This window comes from Streptococcus mitis (genome assembly GCF_002096735.1).
Lineage (GTDB): Bacteria > Bacillota > Bacilli > Lactobacillales > Streptococcaceae > Streptococcus > Streptococcus mitis_CZ.
In genome coordinates this window covers 1-18,646 of sequence record NZ_NCVC01000009.1, presented here as the reverse complement: position 1 = coordinate 18,646, position 18,646 = coordinate 1, and the positions used below count along the sequence as shown (strand labels likewise).

Sequence of the window (18,646 nt, the reverse complement as noted above, 5' to 3'; positions counted from 1 at the left end):
TTTTTGAAAAATATGGTATAATAGTAGTAATTTAATAGATGGAGTTGAGTTTTGAAGAAAAACTTTCGTGTAAAAAGAGAGAAAGATTTTAAGGCGATTTTCAAGGAGGGGACAAGTTTTGCCAATCGCAAATTTGTTGTCTACCAATTAGAAAACCAGAAAAACCATTTTCGAGTAGGTCTATCAGTTAGCAAAAAACTGGGGAATGCGGTCACTAGAAATCAAATTAAGCGACGGATTCGGCATATTATCCAGAATGCCAAAGGGAGTCTGGTAGAAGATGTCGACTTTGTTGTCATTGCTCGAAAAGGAGTCGAAACCTTGGGATACGCAGAGATGGAGAAAAATCTACTCCACGTATTAAAATTATCAAAGATTTACCAGGAAGGAAATGGGAGTGAAAAAGAAACTACAGTTGACTAGTTTGCTAGGACTGTCCCTATTGATCATGACAGCCTGTGCAACTAATGGGACAACTAGCGATATTACAGCCGATTCGGCTGATTTTTGGAGTAAATTTGTTTACTTCTTTGCGGAAATCATTCGCTTTTTGTCGTTTGATATCAGTATCGGAGTGGGAATTATCCTCTTTACGGTCTTGATTCGTACAGTTCTCTTGCCAGTCTTCCAAGTGCAAATGGTGGCTTCTAGAAAAATGCAGGAAGCTCAACCACGTATTAAGGCGCTTCGAGAACAATATCCAGGTCGAGATATAGAAAGCAGAACCAAGCTAGACCAGGAAATGCGTAAAGTCTTTAAAGAAATGGGTGTCAGACAGTCAGATTCTCTTTGGCCGATTTTGATTCAGATGCCGGTTATCTTGGCCTTGTTCCAAGCTCTATCAAGAGTTGACTTTTTAAAGACAGGTCATTTCTTATGGATTAACCTTGGTGGTGTGGATACAACTCTTGTTCTTCCGATTTTAGCAGCTGTATTTACCTTTTTAAGTACCTGGTTGTCCAACAAAGCCTTGTCTGAGCGTAATGGCGCTACGACTGCGATGATGTATGGGATTCCAGTCTTGATTTTTATCTTTGCAGTTTATGCACCAGGTGGAGTCGCCCTCTACTGGACAGTGTCCAATGCTTATCAAGTCTTGCAAACCTATTTCTTGAACAATCCATTCAAGATTATTGCAGAGCGTGAGGCCGTAGTACAGGCACAGAAAGATTTGGAAAATAGAAAAAGAAAAGCCAAGAAAAAGGCTCAGAAAACGAAATAATAAGGAGGAATCTGGTAATGGTAGTATTTACGGGTTCAACTGTTGAAGAAGCAATCCAGAAAGGATTGAAAGAATTAGATATCCCAAGACTGAAGGCTCACATCAAAGTCATTTCTCGTGAAAAAAATGGCTTTCTTGGTTTATTTGGTAAAAAACCAGCTCAAGTTGATATTGAAGCTATTAGTGAAACAACTGTCATTAAAGCAAATCAACAAGCTGTTAAGGGTGTTCCTAAAGAAATCAATGAACAAAATGAACCAGTCAAAACAGTCAGTGAAGCAACCGTTGATTTGGGTCATGTTGTAGAAGCAATTAAAAAGATTGAAGAAGAAGGCCAAGGGGTTTCTGATGAAGTCAAGGCTGAAATCTTGAAAAATGAAAAACATGCAAGCACTATCTTAGAAGAAACTGGGCATATTGAGATTTTAAATGAATTACAGCTTGAAGAAGCTGGTTTCGGAGAAGAAGTAGAAACTCCTATTGTCGAGACTCAAGCTGAACAAACTGAAAGTCAAGAATTAGAAGATCTGGGCTTAAAAGTTGAACCGAGTTTTGACATTGAACAAGTAGCTACGGAAGTCACGACTTATGTCCAAACAATCATTGATGATATGGACGTTGAGGCGACGATTTCAAATGATTATAACCGTCGTAGCATCAATTTACAAATTGATACCAATGAGCCAGGTCGTATTATCGGTTACCATGGTAAAGTTTTGAAGGCCTTACAACTATTGGCTCAAAATTATCTTTACAACCGCTATTCAAGAACCTTCTACATTACTATTAATGTCAATGATTACGTTGAACATCGTGCAGAAGTCTTGCAGACCTATGCTCAAAAATTGGCGACTCGTGTTTTAGAAGAAGGACGTAGTCATCAAACAGATCCTATGTCAAATAGCGAACGCAAGATTATCCATCGCATTATTTCACGTATGGATGGCGTGACTAGTTACTCTGAGGGTGATGAGCCAAATCGCTATGTAGTTGTAGATACAGAATAAACAAAATCAGGGTTCTCCTGATTTTTTGCTAGCTGGAGGAGATTAAATTAATGTTGAATAAGATAAGAGACTATCTAGACTTTGCTGGTTTGCAGTACCGTAATCCTGATAAGGCGGGAGCAGAGCGAGAGAAAATGCTGGCATTTCGCCACAAAGGTCAAGAGGCCAGAAAGGCTTTTACAGAGCTAGCCAAAGCCTTTCAAGCAAGCCATCCAGAATGGCAACTCCAACAGACTAGCCAGTGGATGAATCAGGCACAGCGTTTGAGACCACACTTATGGGTTTATCTACAGCGTGAGGGGAAAGTGACAGAACCTATGATGGCTCTTCGTTTGTATGGAAGTCCTTCTGATTTTGGTATTTCTTTGGAAGTCAGTTTCATAGAGCGCAAGAAAGATGATCAAACCTTGGAGAAACAAGCCAAGGTATTAGAAGTTCCAGTGGTAGAAGGGATTTATTATCTATCTTACTGTGATGGTCAAAGTCAACGGTGGGAGGCTACTGAGGAGAACCGTCAAATTTTAAGAAATAAACTATCCAATCAGGAAGTCCGAAAAGTGTTAGTTAAGGCAGATGTTTCTTTTATTGAAAATCAATCATTAGAAGATATTTTAGAAAAATTAGAAGAAGCTTATGAACGCTTACTTCCCTACTATCAGGCGACCAGAGGGTAGAAATCATGAGACTTATCTAGAGTCGAATTGATTTATTGCTATTCTATGTATTTTTTCATATAATAGTAAAATAGAATGTGTGATACAATAATCACCTCAAATAGAAAGGAAATTCTATGTCAAATCTATCTGTTAATGCAATTCGTTTCCTAGGTATTGACGCCATTAATAAAGCCAACTCAGGTCACCCAGGTGTGGTTATGGGAGCGGCTCCGATGGCTTACAGCCTCTTTACAAAACAACTTCGTATCAATCCAGCTAAACCAAACTGGATCAACCGCGACCGCTTTATTCTTTCAGCAGGTCATGGTTCAATGCTTCTTTATGCCCTTCTTCACCTTTCTGGTTTTGAAGATGTCAGCATGGATGAGATTAAGAGCTTCCGTCAGTGGGGTTCAAAAACACCAGGTCACCCAGAATTTGGTCATACAGCAGGGATTGATGCTACAACAGGTCCTCTAGGGCAAGGTATTTCAACTGCCACTGGTTTTGCCCAGGCAGAACGTTTCTTGGCAGCTAAGTATAACCGTGAAGGCTACAATATCTTTGACCACTATACTTACGTTATCTGTGGAGATGGAGACTTGATGGAAGGTGTCTCAAGCGAGGCAGCTTCATACGCAGGTTTGCAAAAACTAGACAAGTTGGTTGTTCTTTATGATTCAAATGACATCAACTTGGATGGTGAGACAAAAGATTCCTTTACAGAAAGTGTTCGTGACCGTTACAATGCCTACGGTTGGCATACTGCCTTGGTTGAAGATGGAACAGACTTGGAAGCAATCCATGCAGCTATCGAAACAGCTAAAGCTTCAGGCAAACCATCTTTGATTGAAGTGAAGACTGTTATTGGATACGGTTCTCCAAACAAACAAGGAACTAATGCCGTACACGGTGCTCCTCTTGGAGCAGATGAAACTGCAGCAACTCGTCAAGCCCTTGGTTGGGAATACGAACCATTTGAAATCCCAGAACAAGTATATGCTGATTTCAAAGAACATGTTGCAGACCGTGGTGCATCAGCTTATGAAGCATGGGCAAAACTAGTCGCAGATTACAAAGAAGCGCATCCAGAATTGGCTGCAGAAGTAGAAGCCATCATCGATGGACGTGATCCAGTTGAAGTGACTCCAGCAGACTTCCCAGCATTAGAAAATGGCTTCTCTCAAGCAACTCGTAACTCGAGTCAGGATGCTTTGAACGTTGTGGCAGCTAAGTTACCAACCTTCTTAGGTGGATCAGCTGACCTAGCTCACTCAAACATGACTTATATCAAGACTGACGGACTTCAAGACGATACTAATCGCTTGAACCGTAACATTCAGTTTGGTGTTCGTGAATTTGCAATGGGAACTATCTTGAACGGGATGGCCCTTCACGGTGGACTTCGTGTATACGGTGGAACTTTCTTCGTCTTCTCTGACTATGTGAAGGCAGCTGTTCGCTTGTCAGCCTTACAAGGACTTCCTGTGACTTATGTCTTTACCCACGATTCTATTGCGGTTGGGGAAGACGGTCCGACTCACGAACCAGTTGAGCACTTAGCAGGTCTTCGTGCTATGCCAAATCTAAATGTTTTCCGTCCAGCAGATGCGCGTGAAACGCAAGCGGCTTGGTACCTTGCAGTGACAAGTGAAAAAACACCAACTGCCCTTGTCTTGACACGTCAAAACTTGACTGTTGAAGAAGGAACAGACTTCGACAAGGTTGCAAAAGGTGCCTATGTTGTCTATGAAAATGCATCAGACTTTGATACCATCTTGATTGCGACAGGTTCAGAGGTTAATCTTGCTGTCTCAGCTGCTAAAGAATTGGCTAGTCAAGGTGCAAAAGTCCGCGTAGTCAGCATGCCATCTACAGATGTCTTTGATAAACAACATGCAGCATACAAGGAAGAAATTCTTCCAAATGCAGTTCGTCGTCGTGTCGCAGTCGAAATGGGTGCAACTCAAAACTGGTACAAATATGTTGGACTAGATGGTGCCGTTCTAGGTATTGATACCTTCGGAGCCTCTGCTCCAGCACCAAAAGTATTGGCAGAATATGGCTTTACTGTTGAAAATCTTGTAAAAGTCGTTCAAAATTTGAAATAACCCTAAGAATCAGAGCGCAAGCTCTGGTTTTTCTTACTAGAAAAGCAAGGTACAATCTTGTAAAAGTAGCTGAAATTTGATATAGTAGTCCTATGTAAAAGACAAAGGAGAAGAAAATGAATCCAAATTATACATTTTTAATTATGCTTGTAGCGATGTTTGCCTTGATGTTTTTTATGCAACGCTCTCAAAAGAAACAAGCACAAAAACGTATGGAAAGCTTAAATAAACTACAAAAAGGCTATGAAGTGATTACAATCGGTGGACTTTACGGAACAGTCGATGAAGTAGATACTGAGAAGAGAACGATTGTTCTTGATGTAGATGGAGTTTACTTGACTTTTGAACTAGCTGCTATCAAGACCGTATTACCGCTGAAAGAAACAGCTTCACTAGAAGGCGCAATTGAAAAATAAGACGGGATTACTAACTCCCGTTTTTCTATAAAAGAAAGGAAATGGGATGAAAAAACTAGTCTTTGTCTGTCTGGGGAATATTTGCCGTAGTCCTATGGCTGAGTTTGTTATGAAATCAATGACAGATAATTATGAAATCCAAAGTCGAGCGACTTCTTCTTGGGAACATGGCAATCCGATTCATAAGGGAACTCAAGGGATTTTTCAAGAGTATGAGATTCCTTATGAAAAAGGCAAGACATCGCTTCAGATTAGTAAGGAAGATTTTGAATCCTTTGATTATATTATCGGAATGGACGCTTCAAATGTTTCTGACCTACGTCAGATGTGTCCAGCAGGTTTGCAACATAAGATTTACTCATTTGCATCTGAAAGTGTTCCAGATCCTTGGTATACAGGAGATTTTGAGGAAACCTATCAGCGTGTTCAAGAGGGGTGTCAAGCATGGTTAGAACGTTTAGAGAAGGAGAGTGAAGATGGAAAATCTTAAGAATTTTTACGAAAAGTATCGTGTCTATCTGACTCGTCAACGTTTAGAGCTTTTGGCAGTAGTTACGATTGTTTTTTGTGCTGTGCTCGTCTTTTTTCTAAATATTCCCGGAAAAGGTGTTCTAAAGCTTGATAATGGAACCATTGTTTACGATGGCAGTCTTGTACGTGGTAAAATGAATGGACAAGGTACCATTACCTTCCAAAATGGAGACCAGTATACTGGTGGTTTCAACAATGGAGCCTTCAACGGAAAAGGTACCTTTCAATCTAAAGAAGGCTGGACCTACGAAGGTGATTTTGTAAATGGTCAGGCTGAAGGAAAAGGGAAACTAACAACAGAACAAGAAGTTGTTTATGAAGGGACTTTTAAACAAGGCGTTTTTCAACAAAAATAGGGCCTCCTTATCAAAGGAGGTATTGTTAGCACCTAAAAGTAAGCGCTTACTAGAAAATCTATCTCTTTCCAAATCCCTCTTCCAAGTAAGTTTGTGAAATAAAAAATATTTGAAATGATTTTCACAAACTCTAAAGAAAAAACGTGATAAGTAAAGAAAATGAGAAAAAATTCACAAACAATAAAAAATTCTTTGTGAAATGTTTATGAAACTGTTTACAAAGTTGAAATAATGCGTTATAATAAACTTGTGAAAAAATTAACAAAGGATATCAATCCTTGAAAGCTATGGAGGAAAATATGGCTGATAAAAAAACTGTGACACCAGAAGAAAAGAAACTCGCTGCTGAAAAGCATGTCGATGGCTTGGTGCAAAAAGCTTTAGTTGCTCTTGAGGAAATGCGTAAACTCGACCAAGAACAGGTCGATTACATCGTAGCTAAAGCGTCAGTGGCAGCTTTGGATGCCCACGGAGAATTGGCTTTACATGCCTTTGAAGAAACAGGACGTGGTGTATTTGAAGATAAAGCAACTAAGAACTTGTTTGCTTGTGAACACGTAGTAAACAATATGCGCCACACTAAAACAGTTGGCGTTATCGAAGAAGACGATGTGACAGGATTGACCCTCATCGCTGAACCGGTCGGTGTTGTCTGTGGTATCACCCCTACAACAAACCCGACATCAACAGCAATCTTTAAGGCATTGATTTCATTGAAGACACGTAATCCAATCGTCTTTGCCTTCCACCCATCAGCTCAAGAATCATCAGCTCACGCAGCTCAAATCGTTCGTGATGCTGCGATTAAAGCAGGTGCTCCTGAAAACTGTGTACAGTGGATTACTGAACCATCTATGGAAGCAACTAGTGCGCTTATGAACCACGAAGGTATTGCAACAATCCTTGCAACAGGTGGTAATGCCATGGTTAAAGCGGCTTACTCATGTGGTAAACCAGCTCTTGGGGTAGGTGCCGGAAACGTTCCAGCTTATGTTGAAAAATCAGCTAACATCCGCCAGGCTGCACACGATATCGTCATGTCTAAATCATTTGACAACGGTATGGTCTGTGCATCTGAACAAGCGGTTATCATTGACAAAGAAATCTACGATGAATTTGTAGCAGAGTTCAAATCTTACCACACTTACTTTGTAAACAAGAAAGAAAAAGCTCTTCTTGAAGAGTTCTGCTTTGGCGTGAAAGCAAACAGCAAAAACTGTGCTGGTGCGAAATTGAACGCTGACATCGTTGGTAAGCCAGCAACTTGGATTGCTGAACAAGCTGGATTTACAGTTCCAGAAGGAACAAACATTCTTGCTGCAGAATGTAAAGAAGTTGGTGAAAATGAGCCATTGACTCGTGAAAAATTGTCACCAGTTATCGCAGTTTTGAAATCTGAAAGCCGTGAAGATGGTATTGCCAAAGCTCGTCAAATGGTTGAATTTAACGGTCTTGGGCACTCAGCAGCCATCCACACAGCTGATGAAGAATTGACTAAAGAATTTGGTAAAGCTGTTAAAGCTATTCGTGTTATCTGTAACTCACCTTCTACTTTCGGTGGTATCGGGGACGTTTACAATGCCTTCTTGCCATCATTGACACTCGGATGTGGTTCTTACGGACGTAACTCAGTTGGGGATAACGTTAGTGCCATTAACCTCTTGAATATCAAAAAAGTCGGAAGACGGAGAAATAACATGCAATGGATGAAACTTCCTTCAAAAACATACTTTGAACGTGATTCAATTCAATACCTTCAAAAATGTCGTGACGTTGAACGTGTCATGATCGTTACTGACCATGCCATGGTAGAGCTTGGTTTCCTTGATCGTATCATCGAACAACTTGACCTTCGTCGCAATAAGGTTGTTTACCAAATCTTTGCTGATGTAGAACCAGATCCAGATATCACTACAGTTGAACGTGGTACTGAAATCATGCGTGCCTTCAAACCAGATACAATCATCGCTCTCGGTGGTGGTTCACCAATGGATGCTACTAAAGTAATGTGGCTCTTCTACGAGCAACCAGAAGTGGACTTCCGTGACCTTGTACAAAAATTCATGGATATCCGTAAACGCGCCTTCAAGTTCCCATTGCTTGGTAAGAAGACTAAATTCATCGCTATCCCAACTACATCTGGTACAGGATCTGAAGTAACACCATTTGCTGTTATCTCTGATAAAGCAAACAACCGTAAATATCCAATCGCTGACTACTCATTGACACCAACTGTGGCAATCGTAGACCCTGCTTTGGTATTGACAGTTCCTGGATTTGTAGCTGCTGATACTGGTATGGACGTATTGACCCACGCGACTGAAGCTTACGTATCACAAATGGCTAGCGACTATACTGATGGACTTGCACTTCAAGCAATCAAACTTGTATTCGAAAATCTTGAAAGCTCAGTTAAGAATGCAGACTTCCACTCACGTGAGAAAATGCATAACGCTTCAACAATCGCTGGTATGGCCTTTGCCAATGCCTTCCTAGGTATTTCTCACTCAATGGCACATAAGATTGGTGCCCAATTCCACACAATCCACGGTCGTACAAATGCTATCTTGCTTCCATACGTCATCCGCTACAACGGTACACGTCCAGCTAAGACAGCAACATGGCCTAAGTACAACTACTACCGTGCAGATGAAAAATACCAAGATATCGCACGCATGCTTGGACTTCCAGCTTCTACTCCAGAAGAAGGTGTGGAGTCTTACGCAAAAGCTGTCTACGAACTTGGTGAGCGCGTAGGTATCCAAATGAACTTCAAAGCACAAGGTATCGACGAAAAAGAATGGAAAGAACATTCACGTGAATTAGCCTTCCTTGCTTACGAAGACCAATGTTCACCAGCTAACCCACGCCTTCCAATGGTTGACCATATGCAAGAAATCATCGAAGATTCTTACTATGGCTACAAAGAAAGACCAGGACGCCGTAAATAATTGTTTATCAGCCTAGAGGCAGGGAATCCCTGTCTCTTTTTTTGTAATTCTATTTGAAAAATGGTATAATCATCGCATATATTTATTTGAAAATCAAATCTTTTATAATCATGCGAGGGGCAAATGAACAAGATAAATGAGTTAGGGGATAAAGTGCGACTTTTAAGAGAGGAGAAAGGACTTAGTCGTCCAGTTTTTTGTGGGGATGAGTCTGAATTATCAGTGCGTCAGTTGGTGAGAATCGAAAAAGGAGAATTTCGACCGACTATAAAAACACTAGAATATATTGCAGATAGATTAGAAATTCCATCCTACGTCTTGATGCCAGATTATAAGGAACTGCCTAAACGCTACCAAGAATTAAAGTACTTTCTTTTACATCACCCTGACTATGGAGACAAGGAGTTGCAAGAACAAAAGGAAGAATATTTTGATGAGATTTTCGAGTGTTTTTATGATGACCTGCCCCGTGATGAGAAGATGATAGTGGACTGCCTTCAGGCAATAGATGCAGTGAGAGCGACTAGTAATTCTTTATACGGAAGTGGTGTGATTGAGGACAGTCTTCAAGACTTACTATCCAGAGATGTATATAAGGCTGAGGAATTGTTGAAATTGAGACTGTATTTTCTTTGTCAGTTAATGGATGGTTTAAACGAGGGTGAGATAAAAAAGTCTGAGCATGAAACTATTCTTTATTTTCATGACAAATTAAGTTCTCAGGTTGATAAGATAGAGTTCGATTGTTTGGACTTACTTAGAGACTCCTTGTTAGCTTCTTTAACTTGTATAGAGGTTATGGGGTTGCTTCATTATTTTAAGAGGGCAGTCGAGACCTTAAATAAAATAGGGCAAAAAACACGAGATTTTCAAAAACAACCGATTGTCTTGATGGTGGAGTGGAAATATTATATTCAGATGGATTATGATACAGCCAAACAAAAGTATGAAGAAGCAAAAATGATGGCAAGGATGTTTGGCAATGGGAAGTTACTCGTTAGTTTAGATAATGAATGGGCCGAGGATCTAGAAAGATATCGTTAAAGAGTTTATAGGAGTGACATTTCTGTCATTGAGGGAATGCCGCTTTTTTGTTACAATGAATTTTACTTGATATACATCCAGAAGCAAACTAGGCAATAGAGAGAAAACTCTAAGTAGTAGGCCCATAGGGGAAATCAGTGCTGATGTAGCTTGAAGGATTTTCTATCAGTATGGTGTATGACGATAACAGTTTTAAACAAGGGGGAAAGAATGTCCATTTTATCCATTAAAAATATTTCAAAGTTTTACACTTTGGACGGTAAACATCAAGAACAGGCTTTAAAGAATATAAACCTGCAAATCGCAAGAGGTAAAATTACAGCGATTTACGGGCCGTCAGGCTGTGGCAAAACTAGCTTGCTAAACATCATCAGTGGTCTAGATAGACAATATGAAGGAGTTTTAGAATTTAAAGGGGAATCTCTCCGTGACTTATCAGAGATTGAACTAACTCAATTTCGTAAAAACAAGATTGGATTTGTGTTTCAAAACTTCAACCTCATTCCTCATCAATCTGTCTTGGACAATGTCAAGCTACCTCTCTATGTCAAAGATTTATCTGACAGGGAGATGACAATGATTGCAAAGGAGCAATTAAGTAGCTTAGGAATGGAGCCTTTTATGGCTAAAAATGTTAAACAGCTTTCTGGCGGGCAAAAGCAACGTGTAGCAATCGCGCGTGCCTTGGTAAATCAGCCTGATATGATTGTAGCAGATGAGCCAACGGGGTCACTGGATTCTCAATCTCAAGAAATGGTATTGGAAGTATTTAAAAATTTAGCCCAGACAGGGAAAACAGTATTGATTGTAACCCATAATCCAGAGGTTGCTGCATATGCAGATGTGATTATCAAAATGAAGGATGGTGAAGTCGTTGAAGAAGTCAAAAAATAAAGGATTATCATTGAAAAACAAATTCAAACTTTCTTTAAATAACTTTCTGGAAAGAAAGTGGCGTAACTTATTGATTGCGCTAGCAACCTCAATCGGTTTTGTAGGAGTCTTAATTTCTTTCGGCTTGGGAAATGCTTTGATTTCGATGATTGATGAAAATACGAATGGAGGTCAAATTCCTTCTCAAGTTCAGATTGCTTTAAACACAGAAAATGCTGGACGAGGCTTTTTGAACCAAGATGATAAGAACTATATCACGGATACAGTTGGCAAAGAAGCTATTAAATATTTGGAGAGTCCTTTTGGGATGACCATGTCAAATATTACTATAGATGGGCAAGAAATGGATCTGAGTCAAACGATGCCTTCTTATGCTCAAGTAGTGAGTCTCTATGAGGATACAAGTATTTCTGTTAGTAGTAATGAGGCGGACAAAGTATTAGCCGGTTCCCTCTATACTGATGCAAATGAACAGGGCTTGACGATTCCAAGCAGTTTACTAAAAAGTTGGAATGAACAGACAGGAAAAAATCTGACGGCTAGTGATATTATTGGTAAATCAGTCTCAGCCAGCATTGTAGAAAATGCTGCTGAAGCTAGCAAAATTGCTCAATTTCAAACGAAGATTGTGCGTGTAATCAATGATGAAGATGACATGGAGGATAGCAACAGTTTCATGCCGTCTAATCAAATGGAAACAATTTTGAAAGAAGCTGGATTTACAAAAGCTGTATCTTATTTTATCTTGGAACTTAAAGATCCATCACAGACAAAAGTGGTAACAGAAGAATTGCAGAAAAATAAGAAGTATACTGTTCTTTCTCAACAGAAGGTTCTTGATATTGTGATTACTTTTATTCGTGTTATTCAGGGATTGTTGATTGTGCTTTCATCACAAGCTATTGTGGTAGCAGCGGTCATGATTGGCATCATCATTTACATTAATATCATGCAACGTTCTAAGGAAATAGGTGTCATGAAGGCAGTTGGTTATCAAAATCGCGATGTCAAAGGAATTTTTATTTACGAGGCTATTTGGATTGTAGGAATCGCCTTGCTGCTGGCATTTTTGGTTGCACAAGGGGTGGGAAGTTTGGCGAATGCGGTTGTAAATCACTTTTACCCATCCATCACGAAGGTTTTTGAATTAAATCTTCTATCTATTTTAGGAACTCTAGCTTTTGCTCTATTACTTGGTTATGTCTCAGCCTACTTCCCAGCACGTAAAATTAGTAAAATGGATCCTGTAGAATCGCTACGATATGAATAGTAAGGAAGTTCTTGATTTATAGCCTGAAAAAGAAACTAACATAGAAAAACAATGCCCGTACTTGCAATTAAACTTAAATAGTTATATAATAGGTTTGTTGAAAGGTGATTTGTAGTGATTCAAGTTACTCTTTTCACAATAAAAATTTCATGATTTTCATAAGGAGGAAATCACTAATGGTAGTTAAAGTTGGTATTAACGGTTTCGGACGTATCGGTCGTCTTGCTTTCCGTCGTATCCAAAACGTAGAAGGTGTTGAAGTTACTCGTATCAACGACCTTACAGATCCAGTTATGCTTGCACACTTGTTGAAATACGACACAACTCAAGGTCGTTTCGACGGTACTGTTGAAGTTAAAGAAGGTGGATTTGAAGTTAACGGTAAATTCATCAAAGTTTCTGCTGAGCGTGATCCAGAACAAATCGACTGGGCTAACGACGGTGTAGAAATCGTTCTTGAAGCTACTGGTTTCTTTGCTAAGAAAGCAGCTGCTGAAAAACACTTGCACGCTGGTGGAGCTAAAAAAGTTGTTATCACTGCTCCTGGTGGAAACGACGTTAAAACAGTTGTATTCAACACTAACCACGACGTTCTTGACGGTACTGAAACAGTTATCTCAGGTGCTTCATGTACTACAAACTGCTTGGCTCCAATGGCTAAAGCTCTTCAAGACAACTTTGGTGTTGTTGAAGGATTGATGACTACTATCCACGCTTACACTGGTGACCAAATGATTCTTGACGGACCACACCGTGGTGGTGACCTTCGCCGTGCTCGCGCTGGTGCTGTAAACATCGTTCCTAACTCAACTGGTGCTGCAAAAGCTATCGGTCTTGTAATCCCAGAATTGAACGGTAAATTGGACGGAGCTGCTCAACGTGTTCCTGTTCCAGCAGGTTCTGTAACTGAGTTGGTAGCAGTTCTTGAAAAGAACGTTACTGTTGACGAAGTGAACGCAGCTATGAAAGCAGCTTCAAACGAATCATACGGATACACTGAAGATCCAATCGTATCTTCAGATATCCTAGGTATGTCTTACGGTTCATTGTTTGACGCAACTCAAACTAAAGTTCTTGACGTTGACGGTAAACAATTGGTTAAAGTTGTATCATGGTACGACAACGAAATGTCATACACTGCACAACTTGTTCGTACTCTTGAATACTTCGCAAAAATTGCTAAATAATTCTTGAGTCGATAAAAAGCAAGGCCTCTTGGTCTTGCTTTTCTTATTTATATAGAAGAATGGATGACACGACAATCATCCATTCTTTTTTAATTCTTTTTCAAAGGTATCTGAAAGGGTAGTGAAGCTTAATTTCTCTAGAGTAAGCGGATGGGTAAAGGACAGACGAAAGGCGTGGAGCATAAGCCGACTCGTCCTTGATTTGCTATTATAGAGAGGGTCACCCAGGATCGGGAAGTTATGATGCGAAAGGTGCACACGAATTTGATGTGTTCGCCCTGTCTTTAGTTTGCAACGAATCAAGGAAGTTTTGTTTGGTAATTGCTTTAATCTGCTTACATGTGTTTCAGCATATTGTCCATTTTTTGTATCAACTATTCGTTTTCTGCGGTCATGGCGATCACGCCCAATTTTGTCTTTGAAAACAAGTTCTTTGCTGTTGATATGTCCGTCGACCTGTGCCCAATATTCCCTAGAAATCTCTTTTTTCTCCAGTAAGCGATTGAGAATAGGCAGGATAAAAGGATTTTTGGCAAAGAGAACCAAGCCACTGGTTTCCATGTCTAGACGATGAACAACATAGCAGGTTTGGCCAACATAGGCACTGACATGGTTAAGAAGGGCGATTTCGTTTGGTTGGTTACCGTGGGTTTTCATACCCTCTGGTTTGTTTACAATAATCAAGTGTTGATCTTGATAAACTTCCTGAACAAGCTCAGAGTTGCCCCAAGGAATTTCTTTTTTGGGATAATCTTCCTCGTCAAAAGTCAACTGGCAAACATCTCCAGGACTTACAATCTCGTTCCAGCGAACTTCTCGCTGATTAATCAAAATGTGTTTCTTGATTCTCAAAAAATGACGGATTTTTCTAGGGATGAGGAGTTGTTCCTCAAGTAATTGCTTTACCGTCATTTGAGGTAGAGAGGCTGGTAAAGTAAAAGTGAATTTCATACAGATATTGTAACAAAAAAAGCCCTATTTGGATAGGAAATAGCTAAATTCTTGTCTTCCTATGATGAAGATGATAAAATAAACGCATGAAATTAGATAAATTATTTGAGAAATTTCTTTCTCTTTTTAAAAAAGAAACAAGTGAATCGGAGGATTCTGATTCTACTAGCTTACGTCGCTCTCGTAGTGATCGAAAAAAATTGGCCCAAGTAGGTCCGATTCGAAAATTCTGGCGTCGCTATCATCTAACAAAGATTGTCCTTATACTAGGTTTGAGTTCAGGCTTGCTAGTTGGAACCTATTTGTTTGCTGTAGCCAAGTCCACCAATGTCAATGATTTGCAAAATGCCTTGAAAACTCGAACTCTCATTTTTGACCGTGAAGAAAAGGAGGCTGGTGCCTTGTCTGGTCAAAAAGGAACTTATGTTGAATTGACTGATATCAGTAAAAATTTGCAGAATGCCGTTATTGCGACAGAAGACCGTTCTTTTTATAAAAATGACGGTATTAACTATGGTCGTTTCTTCTTGGCTATTGTCACTGCTGGTCGTTCAGGTGGTGGTTCTACTATTACCCAACAGCTGGCTAAAAACGCCTATCTATCACAGGATCAAACTGTCGAGAGAAAAGCAAAAGAATTTTTCCTTGCCTTAGAATTAACAAAAAAATATAGTAAGGAACAGATCTTAACCATGTACCTTAACAACGCCTATTTTGGAAATGGTGTGTGGGGTGTAGAAGATGCGAGTAAGAAATACTTTGGAGTTTCTGCTTCAGAAGTGAGTTTGGATCAAGCTGCGACTCTGGCAGGGATGCTCAAAGGACCGGAACTGTATAACCCCTTGAAATCTGTAGAAGATTCTACCAATCGTCGTGATACTGTCTTGCAAAATATGCTTGCAGCGGGTTACATTGATAAAAACCAAGAAACCGAAGCTGCAGAAGTTGATATGACTTCGCAATTGCACGATAAGTATGAAGGAAAAATCTCAGATTACCGCTATCCTTCTTACTTTGATGCGGTGGTTAACGAAGCTGTTTCCAAGTATAATCTAACAGAGGAAGAAATTGTCAATAATGGCTACCGCATTTATACAGAGCTGGACCAAAACTATCAAGCAAATATGCAGGTTGTCTATGAAAATACAGCGCTATTTCCGAGGGCAGAGGATGGAACATTTGCTCAATCAGGAAGTGTAGCTCTCGAACCGAAAACAGGTGGAGTTCGTGGAGTTGTCGGTCAGGTTGCTGGCAATGATAAAACTGGATTCCGGAATTTCAACTATGCAACTCAATCAAAACGTAGCCCTGGTTCTACAATTAAGCCTTTAGTTGTTTATACGCCTGCAGTTGAAGCTGGCTGGGCTTTGAATAAGCAGTTGGATAACCATACCATGCAGTATGACAGCTATAAGGTTGATAACTATGCAGGGATCAAAACGAGTCGAGAAGTTCCTATGTATCAAGCCTTGGCAGAATCGCTTAATCTGCCTGCTGTTGCCACTGTTAATGATTTGGGCGTTGATAAGGCTTTTGAGGCGGGCGAAAAATTCGGACTCAACATGGAAAAGGTCGATCGTGTTCTTGGTGTCGCCTTGGGAAGCGGTGTTGAAACCAACCCTCTTCAAATGGCTCAAGCATATGCTGCCTTTGCAAATGAAGGTTTAATGCCGGAAGCTCATTTTATTAGTAGAATTGAAAATGCTAGTGGTCAGGTCATTGCGAGCCATAAAAATTCACAAAAACGGGTGATTGATAAGTCTGTAGCTGACAAGATGACCAGTATGATGTTGGGAACATTTACAAACGGAACAGGTATTAGTTCATCACCTGCAGACTATGTCATGGCAGGAAAAACAGGAACAACTGAAGCGGTTTTCAATCCGGAATACACAAGTGACCAGTGGGTGATTGGTTATACACCGGATGTAGTGATTAGTCACTGGCTTGGTTTCCCTACGACTGATGAAAATCACTATCTAGCAGGATCTACTTCAAACGGTGCAGCCCATGTCTTTAGAAACATTGCCAATACCATTTTACCTTATACGCCAGGAAGTACCTTTACAGTTGAAAATGCGTATAAGCAAAATGGAATTGCACCAGCCAATACAAGAAATCAAGTACAGAGTAATGAAGAAAATCAGGCGGATAATAGCCTTTCTGATATTAGAAGTCGTGCACAAAATCTGGTAGATGAGGCTAGCCGTGCTATCTCGGATGCTAAAATTAAGGAAAAGGCTCAAACGATATGGGATTCGGTAGTCAATCTATTTCGTTAAGATGCTTGTCAAAGCCTAGCTTTCTTGTTATAATAGATAGGATGGAGGCGTTATGGCACTAAAAAAAGCAAGCCTAGCTTGTGCGGTTTGTGGTTCGAGAAACTATTCAATCAAGATCAGCGGAAACCCCAAGCCAACACGACTAGAAGTAAATAAATTTTGTAAACATTGTGGTAAGCACACTATACATAGAGAAACGAGATAGGAGAGAGCGATGCGTTTTATTGGAGATATTTTTAGACTTCTTAAAGACACAACATGGCCAACTCGCAAGGAAAGCTGGAGAGATTTTCGTTCTATCATGGAATACACAGCTTTCTTTGTAGTAATTATTTACATTTTTGACCAGTTGATTGTTTCAGGTTTGATTCGATTTATTAACATTTTTTAGAAGGCTAGTGGAGTTATTTACACTAGATATCTTCTATTATGAAAGGAAGTATCATGGATAGTTTTGATAAAGGATGGTTTGTCTTACAAACCTATTCTGGTTATGAAAATAAGGTAAAAGAAAATCTATTACAACGTGCACAAACCTACAATATGTTGGATAATATTTTACGTGTTGAAATTCCAACACAAACAGTGCAAGTTGAAAAAAATGGAAAGAGAAAAGAAGTAGAAGAGAATCGCTTTCCAGGTTATGTTCTTGTAGAAATGGTGATGACAGATGAAGCTTGGTTTGTTGTTCGAAACACACCAAACGTTACAGGATTCGTCGGATCTCACGGAAATAGATCAAAACCAACTCCATTATTGGAACAAGAAATCCGTGATATCTTGGTTTCTATGGGACAAACTGTACAAGAGTTTGATATCGATGTTGAAGTTGGTCAAACTGTACGTATCATTGATGGTGCTTTTGCAGACTATACTGGTAAGATTACAGAGATTGATAACAATAAAGTGAAGATGATTATCTCTATGTTTGGTAATGACACAGTTGCAGAAGTAAACCTAAACCAAATTGCAGAATTATAACCCAAAGAGAGGCTTGCCCTCTCTTTTTTGTGCAGTTTAGACGGTGTAGGGAACAGAATGGAGGAAATGGGACAAAAGTGTTTCTGAATCTGTTAGACTGTATCTAGAAAGGGGAACGTTATGTTTAAAGAATTGTATAAAGAAGTCCAGGGAATTGTATATAAGAGTAGAAATGAATATTACTTGCATTTATGGGAACTATCGGATTGGGACCAAGAGGGTATGCTCTGCTTACATGAATTGATTAGTAGAGAAGAAGAGCTAGTAGAAGATATTCCTCGTTTACGTAAATACTTCAAAACTAAATTCCGAAATAGAATTCTAGACTATATCCGTAAACAAGAAAGCCAGAAGCGTAGATATGATAAAGAACCCTATGAAGAAGTAGGTGAGATTAGTCATCGTATCAGTGAGGGAGGTATGTGGCTAGATGAGTATTATCTCTTTCATGAGACACTAAGAGATTATAGAAACAAACAAAGTAAAGACAAACAAGAAGAGTTAGAACGCGTCTTAAGACATGAACGCTTCCGAGGGCGTCAAAGAGTATTGAGAGACTTACGTATTGTGTTTAAGGAGTTTGATATCCGTACTCATTAGGGAGTCATACAAAAAAACATAAAAAGTTTAAAAAAGTTGTTGACAAGTTAGAAAAAGTCTGTATAATAGTAAGAGTTGAAAATAACAGCTCAGGTCCGTTGGTCAAGGGGTTAAGACACCGCCTTTTCACGGCGGTAACACGGGTTCGAATCCCGTACGGACTATGGTATGTTGCGGATGGAACACT

The 18,646-nt window shown here is 39.7% G+C and carries 19 protein-coding genes and 1 tRNA gene; 19 read left to right on the top strand and 1 reads right to left on the bottom strand.

The genetic code is table 11. The features are described 5' to 3' along the window. The first annotated feature begins 51 nt into the window (after positions 1-51). From rnpA to gap, 13 genes are all read left to right on the top strand, one after another. The gene (gene rnpA, locus B7703_RS00540; protein ID WP_000739245.1) at positions 52-423 is read left to right on the top strand and encodes a ribonuclease P protein component; all 372 of its coding nucleotides are present in this window, start codon (positions 52-54) and stop codon (positions 421-423) included. Further along, positions 398-1,222 carry a membrane protein insertase YidC gene (locus B7703_RS00535; protein WP_204372603.1) on the top strand — a complete coding sequence of 275 codons (825 nt, stop codon included), beginning with the start codon at positions 398-400 and terminating at the stop codon, positions 1,220-1,222. Before rnpA ends, B7703_RS00535 begins: the two co-directional genes overlap by 26 nt. 17 nt (positions 1,223-1,239) lie before the next feature. Next, positions 1,240-2,229 carry an RNA-binding cell elongation regulator Jag/EloR gene (gene jag, locus B7703_RS00530; protein WP_084923196.1) on the top strand — a complete coding sequence of 330 codons (990 nt, stop codon included), beginning with the start codon at positions 1,240-1,242 and terminating at the stop codon, positions 2,227-2,229. 50 nt (positions 2,230-2,279) lie between these two features. Further along, positions 2,280-2,903, top strand: a complete 624-nt coding sequence (locus B7703_RS00525) for a ribonuclease P (RefSeq protein WP_084923193.1) — start codon at positions 2,280-2,282, stop codon at positions 2,901-2,903. Positions 2,904-3,019: 116 nt separating this feature from the next. Beyond that, the gene (gene tkt, locus B7703_RS00520; RefSeq protein ID WP_084923190.1) at positions 3,020-4,996 is read left to right on the top strand and encodes a transketolase; all 1,977 of its coding nucleotides are present in this window, start codon (positions 3,020-3,022) and stop codon (positions 4,994-4,996) included. A gap of 116 nt (positions 4,997-5,112) precedes the next feature. Then, positions 5,113-5,412, top strand: coding sequence for a preprotein translocase subunit YajC (yajC, locus tag B7703_RS00515; RefSeq protein ID WP_004257425.1), 300 nt, complete (start codon positions 5,113-5,115; stop codon positions 5,410-5,412). 46 nt (positions 5,413-5,458) lie between these two features. Beyond that, positions 5,459-5,902 carry a low molecular weight protein-tyrosine-phosphatase gene (locus tag B7703_RS00510; RefSeq protein WP_084923188.1) on the top strand — a complete coding sequence of 148 codons (444 nt, stop codon included), beginning with the start codon at positions 5,459-5,461 and terminating at the stop codon, positions 5,900-5,902. After that, entirely contained in the window at positions 5,889-6,299 is a 411-nt protein-coding gene (locus B7703_RS00505) for an MORN repeat-containing protein (protein WP_000429319.1), read from the top strand. Before B7703_RS00510 ends, B7703_RS00505 begins: the two co-directional genes overlap by 14 nt. 299 nt (positions 6,300-6,598) lie before the next feature. Next, positions 6,599-9,250, top strand: a complete 2,652-nt coding sequence (gene adhE / locus B7703_RS00500) for a bifunctional acetaldehyde-CoA/alcohol dehydrogenase (RefSeq protein ID WP_084923185.1) — start codon at positions 6,599-6,601, stop codon at positions 9,248-9,250. 123 nt (positions 9,251-9,373) lie between these two features. Then, entirely contained in the window at positions 9,374-10,294 is a 921-nt protein-coding gene (locus B7703_RS00495; protein WP_020903611.1) for a helix-turn-helix domain-containing protein, read from the top strand. Between the two features lie 210 nt (positions 10,295-10,504). After that, positions 10,505-11,188, top strand: coding sequence for an ABC transporter ATP-binding protein (locus B7703_RS00490; protein WP_084923182.1), 684 nt, complete (start codon positions 10,505-10,507; stop codon positions 11,186-11,188). Then, positions 11,157-12,458 (top strand): ABC transporter permease, encoded by a 1,302-nt coding sequence (locus tag B7703_RS00485; RefSeq protein ID WP_185761634.1) that lies wholly within the window; start codon positions 11,157-11,159, stop codon positions 12,456-12,458. The genes B7703_RS00490 and B7703_RS00485 overlap by 32 nt, the downstream gene beginning before the upstream one ends. 176 nt (positions 12,459-12,634) lie before the next feature. After that, on the top strand, positions 12,635-13,645 hold the full coding sequence (gap, locus tag B7703_RS00480; protein ID WP_000260662.1) for a type I glyceraldehyde-3-phosphate dehydrogenase: 1,011 nt from the start codon (positions 12,635-12,637) through the stop codon (positions 13,643-13,645). 75 nt (positions 13,646-13,720) lie between these two features. On the opposite strand, the gene B7703_RS00475 is transcribed toward gap, so the two are convergent. Further along, positions 13,721-14,596: an RluA family pseudouridine synthase gene (locus B7703_RS00475; protein WP_084923180.1), complete on the bottom strand. Its 876-nt coding sequence runs from the start codon at positions 14,594-14,596 to the stop codon at positions 13,721-13,723. Positions 14,597-14,682: 86 nt separating this feature from the next. Between B7703_RS00475 and pbp2a the strand changes: the two genes are divergently transcribed. The 6 genes from pbp2a to B7703_RS00445 all read left to right on the top strand — a co-directional run bounded on the left by pbp2a (position 14,683) and on the right by B7703_RS00445 (position 18,623). Then, complete coding sequence (gene pbp2a / locus B7703_RS00470) at positions 14,683-16,878, top strand: penicillin-binding protein PBP2A (protein ID WP_084923178.1); 2,196 nt, start codon at positions 14,683-14,685, stop codon at positions 16,876-16,878. Positions 16,879-16,930: 52 nt separating this feature from the next. Beyond that, entirely contained in the window at positions 16,931-17,083 is a 153-nt protein-coding gene (gene rpmG / locus B7703_RS00465) for a 50S ribosomal protein L33 (protein ID WP_033674018.1), read from the top strand. 9 nt (positions 17,084-17,092) lie between these two features. After that, the gene (secE, locus tag B7703_RS00460) at positions 17,093-17,269 is read left to right on the top strand and encodes a preprotein translocase subunit SecE (protein WP_001210991.1); all 177 of its coding nucleotides are present in this window, start codon (positions 17,093-17,095) and stop codon (positions 17,267-17,269) included. 53 nt (positions 17,270-17,322) lie between these two features. Further along, positions 17,323-17,859: a transcription termination/antitermination protein NusG gene (gene nusG / locus B7703_RS00455; RefSeq protein ID WP_000376740.1), complete on the top strand. Its 537-nt coding sequence runs from the start codon at positions 17,323-17,325 to the stop codon at positions 17,857-17,859. 120 nt (positions 17,860-17,979) lie between these two features. Further along, positions 17,980-18,459, top strand: a complete 480-nt coding sequence (locus B7703_RS00450; RefSeq protein WP_000471946.1) for a sigma-70 RNA polymerase sigma factor region 4 domain-containing protein — start codon at positions 17,980-17,982, stop codon at positions 18,457-18,459. A 92-nt stretch (positions 18,460-18,551) separates the two neighbouring features. Further along, positions 18,552-18,623, top strand: a tRNA-Glu gene (locus tag B7703_RS00445). The last annotated feature ends 23 nt before the right edge of the window (positions 18,624-18,646 follow it).